Consider the following 13642-nt stretch of genomic DNA (forward strand, 5'->3'; position numbering starts at 1 on the left):
CTGTTCAGTCATGAACGGTTTCTCCGGTCTTTTTACTTTTGAACATATCCAGTGCAAGCATCACGGCACCGACAGAAATTGCGCTGTCGGCAAAATTGAACGCCGGGAAATACCAGCGGTTCTGCCAATGCACCAGAATGAAATCGATCACATGGCCCAAGGCAATGCGGTCATATAAATTGCCCAGCGCGCCACCCAGCACCAAAGCCAGCGCAACCGCCAGCCAGGTTTCGTTGCGCCCCAGACGCTTGAGCCACACCACCAGCACCGCACTGACCACAACCGCGATCAGGGCAAACAACCAGCGCTGCCAGCCGGAGCTGTCGGCCAGGAAGCTGAACGCCGCGCCAGTGTTGTAGGCCAGGGTCCAGCTGAAGTAATCGGGGATCACCACGATTTGCTGGAACATCTCGAGCTTGCCTTCGAAGTAGAACTTGCTGGCCTGGTCGATGACCAGGACCAGCAAACTCAACCAGAGCCAGCTCAGCCGTCCGAAACGGCCAACGGCGTTAGGCATAGTGACGAACCTCGCCAGCGCCGCTGATGTTGTCGACGCAACGACCGCAGATTTCCGGATGCTCCGGGTTCACGCCGACATCTTCACGGCAGTGCCAGCAACGGGCGCACTTAGCATGACTCGACTTGATCACTTTGAGCTTCAGGCCACCGACTTCGGTGACCACCGCGTCTGCCGGAGCCTGCACGAACGGTGCAACGGTGGCAGTCGAGGTAATCAACACGAAGCGCAGTTCGTTGCTCAGCTTGGCCAGATCGGCGCTCAGCGCATCTTCGGCGAACAGCGTCACTTCGGCTTGCAGGTTGCCACCGACGGCCTTGGCCGCGCGCTGGATCTCCATTTCCTTGTTGACCGCCACCTTCACCGCCATGATTCGCTCCCAGTAGGCGCGGTCCAGCTCGAAGCCTTCGGGCAATTCGGTCAGGCCTTCGTACCAGGTGTTGAGCATCACAGACTCGTTACGCTCGCCCGGCAGGTACTGCCACAGCTCGTCGGCGGTGAACGCCAGGATCGGCGCGATCCAGCGCACCAGCGCTTCGCTGATGTGGTACAGCGCGGTTTGCGCCGAACGACGGGCCTTGCTGTTGGCGCCAGTGGTGTACTGACGGTCCTTGATGATGTCGAGGTAGAAACCACCCAGCTCCTGCACGCAGAAGTTGTGGATCTTGGAGTAGACGTTCCAGAAGCGGTATTCGCCGTAGTGCTCTTGCAGCTCGCGTTGCAGCAGCAGGGTGCGATCCACGGCCCAACGGTCCAGCGCCAGCATTTCTTCGGCCGGCAGGATGTCGGTGGCCGGATTGAAACCGGTCAGGTTGGACAGCAGGAAACGCGCAGTGTTACGGATGCGCCGGTAGGCGTCCGCACTGCGTTGCAGGATCTGCTCGGAAACCGCCATTTCACCCGAGTAATCGGTGGAAGCAACCCACAGACGCATGATGTCGGCGCCCAGGGTGTCGTTGACCTTCTGCGGCGCGATCACGTTGCCCAAGGACTTGGACATTTTGCGACCGGATTCGTCGACGGTGAAACCATGGGTCAGCAGCTCGCGGTACGGCGCGTGGTCATCGATGGCGCAACCGGTCAGCAACGACGAGTGGAACCAGCCGCGGTGTTGGTCCGAACCTTCCAGGTACAGGTCGGCGCGTGGACCGGTCTCGTGGCCCATCGAGTGCGAGCCGCGCAGGACGTGCCAGTGCGTGGTGCCCGAGTCGAACCAGACGTCCAGGGTGTCGCTGATCTTGTCGTACTGCGGCGCTTCTTCACCGAGCAACTCGGCGGCGTCCATCTTGAACCAGGCTTCGATGCCTTCGACTTCGACGCGTTGGGCGACGATTTCCATCAGTTCGACAGTGCGTGGGTGCAGCTCGCCGCTTTCCTTGTTCAGGAAAAACGGGATCGGCACGCCCCAGTTGCGCTGACGGGAAATGCACCAGTCCGGACGATTGGCGATCATCGAGTGCAGGCGCGCCTGACCCCAGGCCGGAACGAACTTTGTCTCTTCGATGGCTTTGATCGCCCGCTTGCGCAGGGTTTCGCCGGTCGCAGGCTCCTTGTCCATGCCGATGAACCACTGCGCGGTGGCGCGGTAGATCAGCGGGGTCTTGTGACGCCAGCAGTGCATGTAGCTGTGTTCAATGGTTTCGGTGTGCAGCAGCGCGCCGACTTCCGACAGTTTGTCGACGATGGCCGGGTTGGCCTTCCAGATGAACTGGCCGCCGAAGAACTCCAGCGACGTGGCGTATACGCCGTTACTTTGCACCGGATTGAGGATGTCGTCGTTGACCATGCCATAGGCTTTACAGGTCACGAAGTCGTCTACGCCGTAGGCTGGCGAGGAGTGAACCACACCGGTGCCCGCGCCCAGTTCGACGTATTCAGCCAGGTAAACCGGCGACAGACGATCGTAGAACGGGTGACGGAAGTTGATCAGTTCCAGTTCTTTACCGGTGGTGGTCGCAATGACCGAGCCTTCCAGGCTGTAGCGGGCCAGGCACGACTCGACCAGCTCTTCAGCCAGCACCAGCAGTTTGTCGCCGACGTCGACCAGGGCGTAGTTGAACTCTGGGTGAACGTTCAGCGCCTGGTTGGCCGGGATGGTCCACGGGGTGGTGGTCCAGATCACGATCGATGCAGGTTTGCCCAGCGATGGCAGACCGAACGCGGCAGCCAGTTTGGCTTCATCAGCGATCGGGAACGCCACGTCGATGGTCGCGGATTTTTTGTTCTCGTACTCGACTTCCGCTTCAGCCAGGGCCGAACCGCAGTCAAAGCACCAGTTCACAGGCTTCAGGCCCTTGAACACGAAACCACCCTTGACGATTTCCGCCAGGGCGCGGATTTCACCGGCCTCGTTTTTGAAGTCCATGGTCTTGTACGGGTTGGCGAAATCGCCCAACACGCCCAGACGGATGAATTCGGACTTCTGGCCTTCGATCTGCTCGGTGGCGTAGGCACGGCACAGTTCGCGGGTCTTGTCCGCGCCCAGGTTCTTGCCGTGGGTCACTTCGACTTTGTGCTCGATCGGCAGACCGTGGCAGTCCCAGCCCGGCACATAAGGCGCGTCGAAACCCGACAGGGTTTTCGAGCGGATGATCATGTCCTTGAGAATCTTGTTCAACGCATGACCGATGTGAATCGTGCCGTTGGCGTACGGAGGACCGTCGTGAAGTACGAACTTCGGACGATCCTTGCCAATCTCGCGCAACTTACCGTACAGGCCAATGCTGTCCCAGCGCTGCAGAATCTGCGGTTCGCGCTGAGGCAGGCCGGCCTTCATTGGGAAGGCGGTGTCCGGAAGGTTTAGCGTGGCTTTATAGTCGGTCATTTAAGGCTCTTCATTAGCGATTGGCGCTAGGTGCGACAGGGCACGGGCGGCGGCGACATCCGCATTGATCGCCGTCTTAAGCGCCTCCAGAGAGGCGAAACGCTGCTCTTCACGCAGCTTGTGGTGGAAAACCACCGTCAAACGCCGGTCATACAGATCGCCGGCAAAATCTAAAAGGTGTACTTCGAGGTGGGCTTTGCCATCACCTTGGACCGTTGGCCGCACGCCGATATTGGCGACGCCTGGCCAGGTCTTGCCGTCGATGTCGACGTTGACCAGATAAACCCCGGACAGCGGCACACGACGACGCTTGAGTTGTATGTTGGCGGTCGGCGTACCGAGCTGGCGCGCCAGCTTCTGGCCATGCAGGACCCGCCCGGCAATCCGGTACGGACGACCGAGCAGCCGCTCGGCCAAGGCAAAATCGGCAGCTGCCAGGGCGTTACGCACCTGAGTGCTGCTGACACGAATGCCGTCCAGCTCGACGGTTTGCGCCGCTTCGACGGTAAACCCCTGAAGGACGCCAGCCTGTTGCAGAAAATCGAAATCCCCTAGCCGGTCGCAGCCGAAACGAAAATCGTCGCCGACCTCCAGATGCTGCACGCCGAGGCCGTCCACCAGAATAGTATCGACGAATTCGCTGGCGCTGAGTTTGCTCAGGCGCTGATTGAACGCCAGGCACAGCACCCGGTCGACACCTTCCAGGGCCAGCAGCTGCAGTTTGTCCCGCAGGCGGGCCAGACGGGCCGGAGCGGTGTCCGGGGCGAAGAATTCTCGCGGCTGCGGCTCAAAAATCACCACGCAGCTGGGCACGCCCAACTCGAGCGCACGCTCACGCAGCCGGGCCAGGATAGCCTGGTGACCACGGTGAACACCGTCAAAGTTGCCAATAGTGGCGACACAGCCCCGATGCTGGGGGCGCAGGTTGTGGAGGCCTCGAACCAGCTGCATAACGCGCTTCTTGCTCATAAAGTGGTCGATTATAACCACACCCGGCGGCCGACGACAGGCAACACCGTAACCCAAAGTGATCGAGCCGACAAAACTGCCGGCTCGCCCGTGTTTATCGAGACAAAAGCCTCAGTTCAAGGCCTTGCGATTGAAGTCGCGCAAACGGAAGCCCATCAACAGCAACATGCCGAAATAGACCACCACGCCGGCGATCACCAATGCGCCCAGACGCAGCAAACGCTCCAGCATATGCCCTTGCGCCCAGGCCGGCATGAAGTGCATTGCGCCCAGCAATACCGCGGACATCACCGCGACCGCCACCAACAATTTGAGCCCGAACTTCGCCCAGCCCGGCTGCGGCTGATACATCTGCTGCTTGCGCAGCTGATAGAACAGCAGCCCGGCGTTGATGCAGGCGCCCGCGCTGATGGCCAGCGCCAGACCGGCATGAGCCAGCGGACCGATCAGCACCAGGTTGAACAGTTGGGTGACAATCAGGGTGAAAATCGCGATTTTTACTGGAGTCCGGATGTTTTGTTGCGCATAAAAGCCCGGCGCCAACACTTTGATCACGATAATCCCCAGCAAGCCGACGGAGTAAGCAATCAACGCGCGCTGGGTCATGGCTGCATCGAAAGCGCTGAACTGACCGTACTGGAACAGCGAAACCGTCAGCGGCTCAGCCAGAATCCCCAGCGCCAGGGCGCACGGCAACACCAGCATGAAGCACAGGCGCAGCCCCCAATCGAGGATCCGCGAGTATTCGTGGCGATCCTGGCTGGCATAGGTCCTGGCCAGGGTCGGCAGCAGAATCGTGCCCAGTGCCACACCCAGCACACCGGATGGCAATTCCATCAGGCGATCGGCGTAATACATCCAGGAAACGGAACCCGCCACCAGAAACGAAGCAAATATGGTGTTGATGATCAGCGAAATCTGGCTCACCGAAACGCCGATGATCGCTGGCAGCATCTGCTTCATGACCCGCCAGACACCGTTATCGCGCAGATTAAGGCGCGGCAGTACCAGCATGCCGATTTTTTTCAGGTGCGGCAGCTGAAACAGCAATTGCGCCAGGCCGCCCACCAGAACGGCCCAGCCCAGCGCCATTACCGGCGGATCGAAATACGGCGTCAGGAACACCGCAAAGATGATCATGCTGACATTGAGCAGGGTCGGCACGAAGGCCGGCACCGAGAAGCGGTTCCAGGTGTTGAGGATCGCTCCGGCCAATGAAGACAGGGAGATCAGCAATATATAAGGAAAAGTGACCCGCAGCAGATCGGTGGTCAGCTCGAATTTTTCCGGGGTCGTGACGAAACCCGGTGCCGTGGCCCAGATAACCCAAGGCGCGGCGAGCATGCCCAACGCGGTGACCAGCGCCAGTACCAGCGTCAGCAGGCCCGAGACGTAGGCAATGAAGGTTCGCGTCGCCTCCTCGCCCTTCTGGCTTTTATATTCGGCGAGAATCGGCACGAAGGCCTGGGAAAATGCTCCCTCGGCGAAGATCCGCCGCAGCAGATTGGGCAGTTTGAAGGCGATAAAGAAGGCGTCGGTCGCCATTCCCGCACCAAATGCACGAGCGATAAGGGTATCGCGAACAAACCCCAACACCCGGGAAAGCATCGTGATAGAGCTGACAGCGGCCAACGATTTGAGCAGATTCATTGAAAGAGTTTTTGCCTGTCGATAAACAGCAGGCGAACAACGCGCCCACTTATGCGATACTCCGCGCCGCAACAGCACAGAGCCAAAGCTCGCGAGTTTACAGGTCGCACGCCGGAAAGAAATATCCAGCTCACCGCCCCCTTGAAAACGTAGCGAGCGAAGGCAAGACAAGGCGAAAGCAGGCGAGATAGCGGAGTTGACTTTAGTCAATGAGCATTTCGAGTTTGCTTTCAACGCTGTATTGCCGAGCGCAGTAGTTTTCATGGGGTCGGAACCGGCCACTTAGCGGAACGTCTCTCCCGCCCTTGACAAGCCATCAACTCATCGGCATGATTCGCGGCCTATTTTGTTTGCTATTTCCTAAAAAGTCTTTCGAGGAGCTCGACGGTGGCCAACACACCTTCCGCCAAAAAACGTGCAAAACAGGCTGAGAAGCGTCGCAGCCACAACGCCAGCCTGCGTTCCATGGTTCGTACCTACATCAAGAATGTAGTTAAAGCCATCGACGCAAAAGACGCTGCTAAAGCTCAAGCTGCTTACGTTCTGGCTGTGCCAGTTATCGACCGTATGGCCGATAAAGGCATCATCCACAAGAACAAAGCTGCTCGTCATAAGAGCCGCCTGAATGGCCACGTAAAGGCCCTGAACGTTGCCGCTGCTGCCTAAGCGACACGCTCATTAAAAAACCGACCTCAGGGTCGGTTTTTTATTGCCTGCGATTTCATTTATTCAGAGAGATTTGCAGCGCCCAATCTGGCGTCTTCGCGGGCAAGCCTCGCTCCTACAGGTTCGGATTGATCGCTTATTGTGCGAACGACTCAATTCCGTAGGAGCGAGGCTTGCCCGCGAAAGCGACTCTCAGATCACTGATGAGTCCACGGCAAAATCGGAATCGCCGTCACCGCATTCTGCGGGCTGCCCTCGATCAAACGATCGCTATAAACCAGATACACCAACGTATTGCGCTTCTTGTCGAGGAATCGCACCACTTGCATGGTCTTGAACACCAGGGACGTGCGCTCCTTGAACACCTCCTCACCATCCTTGAGCTCACCCTTGAAGTTGATCGGCCCGACCTGACGGCACGCAATAGACGCTTCAGCGCGATCCTCAGCCAGACCTAACCCACCCTTTACCCCGCCAGTCTTGGCGCGCGACAGGTAGCAAGTCACGCCATCCACTTTCGGGTCATCAAACGCCTCGACAACGATACGGTCGTTCGGGCCGACGAACTTGAACACCGTCGACACCTGGCCAACTTCCTCGGCCGAGACCAGCAGCGGCATCGCCAACAACAAGCCCAATAATCCTTTTGCCACACGCATTCAGGTATTCCTTCAGACCAGAATCAGGTTATCGCGGTGAACCAGTTCCGGCTCCGCCATGTAACCCAGCAGACCGACAATCGCCTCAGACGACTGACCGATGATTTTTTGTGCTTCCAGAGCACTGTAGTTGGCCAGGCCACGAGCGATTTCACGACCGTCCGGCGCCACGCAGACCACCATTTCGCCGCGACGGAAACTGCCCTGGACCAGCTTGACACCCACTGGCAACAAACTTTTATTACCCTGGGACAACGCCGTCACTGCCCCCGCATCCAGCACCAGCGTGCCGCGGGTTTGCAGATGCCCGGCCAGCCACTGCTTGCGCGCCGCCAGCATACCGCGCTCAGGTGACAACAAGGTACCGATGCGCTCGCCAGCCTTGAGACGATCCAGCACGCGATCAATGCGCCCGCCGACAATGATGGTGTGCGCACCGGAACGCGCCGCCAGACGCGCAGCGCGCAACTTGGTCTGCATACCGCCACGACCCAGCGCACCGCCAGTGCTACCAGCCACCGCATCCAGTGCCGGATCATCGGCACGCGCCTCGTAAATCAGCTTGGCGTCGGGATTGTTGCGTGGATCGGCGTCGAACATGCCATCGCGATCGGTGAGGATCACCAGCAAATCGGCTTCGACCAGGTTCGCCACCAACGCTGCCAACGTGTCGTTGTCGCCGAAACGGATTTCGTCAGTGACCACGGTATCGTTCTCGTTGATCACCGGGATCACCTTGAGTTCGACCAGCGCGCGCAGCGTACTGCGAGCATTCAGGTAGCGCTTGCGGTCGGACAAATCGTCGTGAGTCAGGAGAATCTGCGCGGTATGCCGGCCATGCTCGGCGAAACTCGACTCCCAGGCCTGCACCAACCCCATCTGACCGATGGCGGCAGCGGCCTGCAACTCGTGCATTGCACTGGGTCGTACAGTCCAGCCCAAACGGCTCATACCCGCCGCCACGGCCCCGGAGGACACCAGCACCAGCTCAACACCCGCCTCGTGCAGGGCAACCATCTGCTCGACCCAGACACCCATTGCCGCGCGATCCAGGCCTTTGCCATCCGCCGTCAGCAAAGCGCTGCCGATCTTCACGACCCAACGCTGCGCACCTGTCACCTTGCTCCGCATCATCTTCAACCTTAGCTTGAGGACAGCACGACCCAGCGCTGCCCGTAACGTTATTCGTGACTACCGATTTCCAGATACTAAAACGCCGCTCTAGTGAGCGGCGCTTAAGTTTATCGCAACGAATCAGTCACGCACGTAAATGATTTCCGGACCGTCTTCGTCATCCACATCTTCTTCGTCCCAATCGTCGTCACCGATGTCATGGACCGACTTCACGCCACTGCGACGCAGGGCACGCTGATCGTCCAGCGCCTGCAACTGGGCGCGCGCTTCGTCTTCGATGCGCTGATCGAGCTCGGCCAGCTCTTCCTTGTAGGCTGGGTCGTTAGCCAGACGATCGGCACGATCTTCCAGGTAACGCATGATGTCATGACAAAGACGCTCGGTGCCTTGCTTGGCGATCGCGGAGATCACGTAGACCGGACCGGTCCACTCCAGACGATCAACGATTTCCTTGACGCGAGCGTCGTGCTCTTCTTCAAGGATCTGGTCGCACTTGTTCAACACCAGCCAGCGATCACGCTCAGCCAGGGACGGGCTGAACTTGGTCAGCTCACTGACGATTACTTCAGCGGCATCCGGAGCACTGGTGTCATCCAGCGGCGCCATGTCGACGAGGTGCAACAGCAGACGGGTACGCGACAAGTGCTTGAGGAAACGAATCCCCAGGCCCGCGCCGTCAGAAGCACCTTCGATCAGACCCGGAATGTCCGCCACCACGAAGCTCTTCCAGCGATCGACGCTGACCACACCCAGGTTCGGCACCAGAGTGGTGAACGGATAGTCGGCGACCTTCGGCTTGGCGGCCGATACCGAGCGAATGAAGGTACTTTTGCCAGCGTTCGGCAAACCGAGCAGACCGACGTCCGCCAACACCTTCATTTCCAGCTTCAGGTCGCGCTGCTCACCCGGCTTGCCCGGCGTGGTCTGGCGCGGCGCCCGGTTGGTGCTGGATTTGAAACGAGTGTTACCCAGACCGTGCCAGCCGCCGTGAGCCACCAGCAGACGCTGGCCGGCCTTGGTCAGGTCGCCGATCACTTCCTGAGTCGCGGAATCGATAACGGTAGTGCCAACTGGAACGCGCAGCACCAGCTCCTCACCCTTCTTGCCGGTGCAGTCAGTGCTGCCGCCGTTGGAACCACGCTCGGCATCGAAGTGTCGGGTGTAACGGTAGTCCACCAGGGTGTTGAGGTTTTCGTCGGCGACCATGTAGACCGAGCCGCCATCACCACCATCACCGCCGTTCGGGCCGCCGTTTTCAATGAATTTTTCGCGACGGAAGCTCATGCACCCGTTGCCGCCGTCGCCGGCCTTTACTCGAATCGATACTTCATCAACAAACTTCATAACAAAACGCCTCTCGCCATACGGACGAGCCGAAAAAACCTAGACATAAGACTCTTGCAAAAATGAGCGCAGCGACCTCAATCAACGACCGCCAATACAGCGCTGGAGCCCATCACAAACAGCTTTGCAAGAGACTCACCCCACAAACGAAAAAGCCCCGTCGCAAGACAGGGCTTTTCCAGCAACTACGTAATTATGCCGCGACGACGTCAGTCTTCGGGACAATGCTTACGTAACGACGACCGAAGGCGCCTTTTACTTCGAACTTGATCACGCCGTCGATTTTAGCGAACAGAGTGTGATCTTTGCCCATGCCAACGCCGTAGCCAGCGTGGAATTGGGTGCCGCGCTGACGCACGATGATGTTGCCCGGAATGATAACCTGGCCGCCATACATCTTCACGCCAAGGCGTTTGGCTTCTGAGTCGCGACCGTTACGGGTACTACCACCAGCTTTTTTGTGTGCCATGAGTTCAATTCTCCTAGTGAGGAATTAGGCTGAAATTAAGCCTGAATACCGGTGATTTTGATCTCGGTGTACCACTGGCGGTGGCCCATACGCTTCATGTGGTGCTTACGACGACGGAACTTGATGATGCGGACTTTATCGTGACGACCTTGGGAGATCACTTCAGCCACAACGGTAGCGCCAGGAACAACTGGAGCGCCGATATTCACGTCGTCGCCATTGGCAACCAACAGAACGCGATCAAAAGTAACGGATTCGCCAGTAGCGATTTCCAGTTTTTCGATCTTCAGGTATTCACCTGGAGCAACTTTGTACTGCTTGCCACCAGTAACGATTACTGCATAAGACATGGTATTTCTCCGATAATCCTGCTCACCCAGCTCTTTATAAGAAGAGGTATTGGCTGGCATGGCTGCATAAGGCTGGAGGCCTGTTTGCAATTGCGTAAGGCAGGTGCTGCCCAGGAAGTTCAGGGTGCGCGATTGTACGCAAGCTGCCGGGGCGATGCAAGAGGCTGTCCATCGCGCCTTGACAGGCCCGGACGTGGGTCCTAGCATGCCGCGCAACCCTTCTGGAGCAACTGTCGCTGATGCAACCCCAAGCTTTCTACCGCGCGGTGGCGGACGATTTTAGCGCCGTCGACGGCATCATCAAGAAACAGCTGACTTCCCGAGTGCCGCTGGTATCGAAAATCGGCGACTACATTACCTCGGCTGGCGGTAAACGCCTGCGCCCGTTGCTCGTGCTGCTGTGCGGCAAGGCACTCGGCCGCGAAGGCGACGACCTGCGCCTGTTGGCCGCGACCATCGAGTTCCTGCACACCGCCACCCTGCTGCACGACGACGTCGTCGACATGTCCGGCATGCGCCGTGGCCGCTCGACCGCCAACGCCATGTGGGGCAACGCGCCGAGCGTGCTGGTGGGCGACTTCCTGTATTCGCGTTCTTTCGAAATGATGGTCGAACTGGGCTCCATGCCGGTGATGAAGATCCTTTCGCAAGCCACGCGCATCATCGCTGAAGGCGAAGTGTTGCAACTGTCGAAGGTCCGCGACGCCAGCACCACCGAAGAAACCTACATGGAAGTCATCCGCGGCAAAACCGCGATGCTCTTCGAAGCCTCGACCCACAGTGCCGCGGCCCTGGCCGGCGCCTCGCCGGAACAGAGCGAAGCACTGCGCACCTTCGGCGATCACCTGGGGGTGGCCTTCCAATTGGTCGACGACCTGCTGGATTACCGTGGCGACGCCGAAACCCTGGGCAAGAACGTCGGCGACGATCTGGCCGAAGGTAAACCGACTCTGCCACTGATCTACACCATGCGCGAAGGCACTCCGGAGCAGGCCGCACTGGTTCGTCGGGCGATCCAGAAAGGCGGCATCGAAGATCTGGAAAGCATTCGCGAAGCCGTTGAAGCTTCCGGCTCACTGGATTACACCGCGCAACTGGCCCGCGATTACGTGGCCCGTGCGATCAAGTGCCTCGACGCCCTGCCCGCCAGCGAATACCGCGATGCATTGGTTGAGTTGAGCGAGTTTGCAGTAGCCCGCACGCACTAATCCGCGCCCTGTAGGAGCGAGGCTTGCCCGCGAAGAGGCCGTGTCAGTCGACATAAGTGTTGTCTGTTACGCCGCCTTCGCGGGCAAGCCTCGCTCCTACAAATCATGTGTCGCCCCCCCTCCCCGTATAAACCCTATATAATGTGCGCTTTTTAGCCATCCTGAATCCAAGGAGCTTTAGTGAGCACGTTGCCACCCTGCCCGAAATGCAATTCCGAATACACCTATGAAGACGGTGCACAGCTGATCTGCCCGGAGTGCGCCCACGAGTGGTCCGCCAGTGGCGAAGCCGAAGTGGCCTCCGATGACACAGTGAAAAAGGATTCGGTCGGCAATGTCCTGCAGGACGGCGATACCATCACCGTGATCAAGGACCTCAAGGTCAAGGGCACGTCGCTGGTGGTCAAGGTCGGCACCAAGGTCAAGAACATCCGCCTGTGCGATGGCGACCACGACATCGACTGCAAGATCGATGGCATCGGCCCGATGAAACTCAAATCCGAGTTCGTCAGAAAAGTCTGAGTCTGCTGTATTCCATCCCGCGCCCGGCGTGGGATGGTGCTTCGCCCTTCCCCGCATCACCCAGCATTCCCGCGCAGTAGCCAAACGCCTGTCGCTTTGACGCCCAGCAACTTCCCCGCAGAAAAAAACACAAACCGCCAATAGACCCTTGCTATTTGATGAATAAGAATTATTCTCATTGAAACCCATCAATGGAGATGAGACTCATGACTTATTTGATCGATGCCTGGCTGGACCGCCCACACCCCTACCTCAGAATCCTGCATCGGGAAACCGGGGAAGTCTGTGCGGTGCTTGAAGAAGAAGCCTTGAACGAGCTGCAGGATCAGGGTGATCTGGACGTCAATGGCTTAAGTTCCAGCGAGCCGGTGGTGCTCAAGGAACTGGTACGCAATCTGTTTCTGTTCTGCTATGCCCGGGCGTTGCGCCCGACGAGTGAGCTGCACAACAAGATCGAACTATGAGACAACGTAAAAAACTGTGGGAGCGAGCCTGCTCGCGATGGCATCACCTCGGTTTCACAGAAAAATCGAGCTGACTGTATCGCGAGCAGGCTCGCTCCCACATTAACCCGTCATAACGACAGGTCGGGCATTACAGAACGTCGAGCAGTTCGACGTCGAATACCAGTACGCTGTGCGGCGGAATGCTGCCAACGCCTTGAGCGCCGTAAGCCAGTTCGCTCGGCACGTACAGACGCCATTTGCTGCCGGCGTTCATCAGTTGCAGGGCTTCGGTCCAGCCAGCGATGACGCCGCCAACCGGGAATTCTGCGGGCTGACCACGATCGTAGGAGCTGTCGAACACAGTGCCGTCGATCAGGGTGCCGTGGTAGTGGGTGCGCACTTGATCTTCACGGGTTGGCTTGGCGCCTTCACCTTGAGTCAGCACTTCGAATTGCAGGCCGGAAGCCAGAGTGGTGATGCCTTCGCGCTTGGCGTTTTCAGCCAGGAAAGCCAGGCCTTCGCCAGCAGCGGCTTCAGCCTTGGCTGCAGCTTCGGCTTGCATGATTTCGCGGATAACCTTGAAGCTGGCGGACATTTCTTCCTGACCCACACGGCTTGGCTTGCCGGCGAACGCGTCGGTCAGGCCAGCCAGGATCGCGTCCAGGCTAACGCCCGGTGGCGGGTTGTCACGCAGCTGGTCGCCCAACTGACGGCCAATACCGTAGCTGACGCGGGTTTCGTCGGTGGACAGATTTACTTCGGACATGACACTGCTCCGTTGTGCGGACGGCCCTGGAACTTGCCGTGCGTGCACAGCGCATCCCGGAGCGCCCGGAATCAAAAGGGCGAGCAGACTAGCACAGATGCCGTCACGTTGATGAGCC

The 13642-nt window shown here is 58.8% G+C and carries 14 protein-coding genes; 4 read left to right on the top strand and 10 right to left on the bottom strand.

Annotated features, from left to right (window positions below; genetic code table 11):
• Window positions 1-4 precede the first annotated feature (4 nt).
• From lspA to murJ, 4 genes are all read right to left on the bottom strand, one after another.
• On the bottom strand, window positions 5-517 hold the full coding sequence (lspA, locus tag AB7M22_RS22670; protein ID WP_454187846.1) for a signal peptidase II: 513 nt from the start codon (window positions 515-517) through the stop codon (window positions 5-7).
• A complete protein-coding gene (ileS, locus tag AB7M22_RS22675; RefSeq protein WP_454187847.1) occupies window positions 510-3341 on the bottom strand; it encodes an isoleucine--tRNA ligase in 2832 nt (943 codons plus the stop codon). The genes lspA and ileS overlap by 8 nt, the downstream gene beginning before the upstream one ends.
• On the bottom strand, window positions 3342-4292 hold the full coding sequence (gene ribF, locus AB7M22_RS22680; RefSeq protein ID WP_007901886.1) for a bifunctional riboflavin kinase/FAD synthetase: 951 nt from the start codon (window positions 4290-4292) through the stop codon (window positions 3342-3344). It lies immediately after the preceding gene.
• Between the two features lie 129 nt (window positions 4293-4421).
• Window positions 4422-5960 (bottom strand): murein biosynthesis integral membrane protein MurJ, encoded by a 1539-nt coding sequence (gene murJ, locus AB7M22_RS22685; RefSeq protein WP_454187848.1) that lies wholly within the window; start codon window positions 5958-5960, stop codon window positions 4422-4424.
• A gap of 387 nt (window positions 5961-6347) precedes the next feature.
• Between murJ and rpsT the strand changes: the two genes are divergently transcribed.
• A complete protein-coding gene (gene rpsT / locus AB7M22_RS22690; RefSeq protein ID WP_007901883.1) occupies window positions 6348-6626 on the top strand; it encodes a 30S ribosomal protein S20 in 279 nt (92 codons plus the stop codon).
• A gap of 197 nt (window positions 6627-6823) precedes the next feature.
• Here rpsT and AB7M22_RS22695 read toward each other — a convergent pair whose 3' ends face one another.
• From AB7M22_RS22695 to rplU, 5 genes are all read right to left on the bottom strand, one after another.
• Entirely contained in the window at window positions 6824-7285 is a 462-nt protein-coding gene (locus AB7M22_RS22695; protein WP_454187849.1) for a CreA family protein, read from the bottom strand.
• 12 nt (window positions 7286-7297) lie between these two features.
• A complete protein-coding gene (gene proB, locus AB7M22_RS22700) occupies window positions 7298-8416 on the bottom strand; it encodes a glutamate 5-kinase (RefSeq protein ID WP_032830120.1) in 1119 nt (372 codons plus the stop codon).
• Window positions 8417-8539: 123 nt separating this feature from the next.
• Window positions 8540-9763, bottom strand: a complete 1224-nt coding sequence (gene cgtA / locus AB7M22_RS22705; protein WP_007901876.1) for an Obg family GTPase CgtA — start codon at window positions 9761-9763, stop codon at window positions 8540-8542.
• 193 nt (window positions 9764-9956) lie between these two features.
• Window positions 9957-10232 carry a 50S ribosomal protein L27 gene (rpmA, locus tag AB7M22_RS22710; RefSeq protein WP_007901871.1) on the bottom strand — a complete coding sequence of 92 codons (276 nt, stop codon included), beginning with the start codon at window positions 10230-10232 and terminating at the stop codon, window positions 9957-9959.
• Between the two features lie 35 nt (window positions 10233-10267).
• Window positions 10268-10582, bottom strand: coding sequence for a 50S ribosomal protein L21 (gene rplU, locus AB7M22_RS22715; RefSeq protein WP_007901869.1), 315 nt, complete (start codon window positions 10580-10582; stop codon window positions 10268-10270).
• A gap of 239 nt (window positions 10583-10821) precedes the next feature.
• On the opposite strand from rplU, the gene AB7M22_RS22720 reads away from it, so the two are divergent.
• The 3 genes from AB7M22_RS22720 to AB7M22_RS22730 all read left to right on the top strand — a co-directional run bounded on the left by AB7M22_RS22720 (window position 10822) and on the right by AB7M22_RS22730 (window position 12776).
• Window positions 10822-11790 carry a polyprenyl synthetase family protein gene (locus tag AB7M22_RS22720; RefSeq protein ID WP_008008687.1) on the top strand — a complete coding sequence of 323 codons (969 nt, stop codon included), beginning with the start codon at window positions 10822-10824 and terminating at the stop codon, window positions 11788-11790.
• Between the two features lie 180 nt (window positions 11791-11970).
• Window positions 11971-12312 (top strand): zinc ribbon domain-containing protein YjdM, encoded by a 342-nt coding sequence (locus tag AB7M22_RS22725; protein ID WP_007901863.1) that lies wholly within the window; start codon window positions 11971-11973, stop codon window positions 12310-12312.
• Between the two features lie 206 nt (window positions 12313-12518).
• Window positions 12519-12776, top strand: coding sequence for a PA4570 family protein (locus AB7M22_RS22730; protein WP_007901862.1), 258 nt, complete (start codon window positions 12519-12521; stop codon window positions 12774-12776).
• A 130-nt stretch (window positions 12777-12906) separates the two neighbouring features.
• Here AB7M22_RS22730 and AB7M22_RS22735 read toward each other — a convergent pair whose 3' ends face one another.
• On the bottom strand, window positions 12907-13524 hold the full coding sequence (locus AB7M22_RS22735; RefSeq protein WP_007901858.1) for an FKBP-type peptidyl-prolyl cis-trans isomerase: 618 nt from the start codon (window positions 13522-13524) through the stop codon (window positions 12907-12909).
• Window positions 13525-13642 lie beyond the last annotated feature (118 nt).

The sequence above is a fragment of the Pseudomonas sp. ADAK2 TE3594 genome (assembly GCF_053628675.1).

Bases quoted from the DNA above. Each gene is read 5' to 3' on its own strand.
- lspA (WP_454187846.1), bottom strand. From the start codon at position 517: ATGCCTAACGCCGTTGGCCGTTTCGGACGGCTGAGCTGGCTCTGGTTG.
- ileS (WP_454187847.1), bottom strand. From the start codon at position 3,341: ATGACCGACTATAAAGCCACGCTAAACCTTCCGGACACCGCCTTCCCA.
- ribF (WP_007901886.1), bottom strand. From the start codon at position 4,292: ATGCAGCTGGTTCGAGGCCTCCACAACCTGCGCCCCCAGCATCGGGGC.
- murJ (WP_454187848.1), bottom strand. From the start codon at position 5,960: ATGAATCTGCTCAAATCGTTGGCCGCTGTCAGCTCTATCACGATGCTT.
- AB7M22_RS22695 (WP_454187849.1), bottom strand. From the start codon at position 7,285: ATGCGTGTGGCAAAAGGATTATTGGGCTTGTTGTTGGCGATGCCGCTG.
- proB (WP_032830120.1), bottom strand. From the start codon at position 8,416: ATGCGGAGCAAGGTGACAGGTGCGCAGCGTTGGGTCGTGAAGATCGGC.
- cgtA (WP_007901876.1), bottom strand. From the start codon at position 9,763: ATGAAGTTTGTTGATGAAGTATCGATTCGAGTAAAGGCCGGCGACGGC.
- rpmA (WP_007901871.1), bottom strand. From the start codon at position 10,232: ATGGCACACAAAAAAGCTGGTGGTAGTACCCGTAACGGTCGCGACTCA.
- rplU (WP_007901869.1), bottom strand. From the start codon at position 10,582: ATGTCTTATGCAGTAATCGTTACTGGTGGCAAGCAGTACAAAGTTGCT.
- AB7M22_RS22720 (WP_008008687.1), top strand. From the start codon at position 10,822: ATGCAACCCCAAGCTTTCTACCGCGCGGTGGCGGACGATTTTAGCGCC.
- AB7M22_RS22730 (WP_007901862.1), top strand. From the start codon at position 12,519: ATGACTTATTTGATCGATGCCTGGCTGGACCGCCCACACCCCTACCTC.
- AB7M22_RS22735 (WP_007901858.1), bottom strand. From the start codon at position 13,524: ATGTCCGAAGTAAATCTGTCCACCGACGAAACCCGCGTCAGCTACGGT.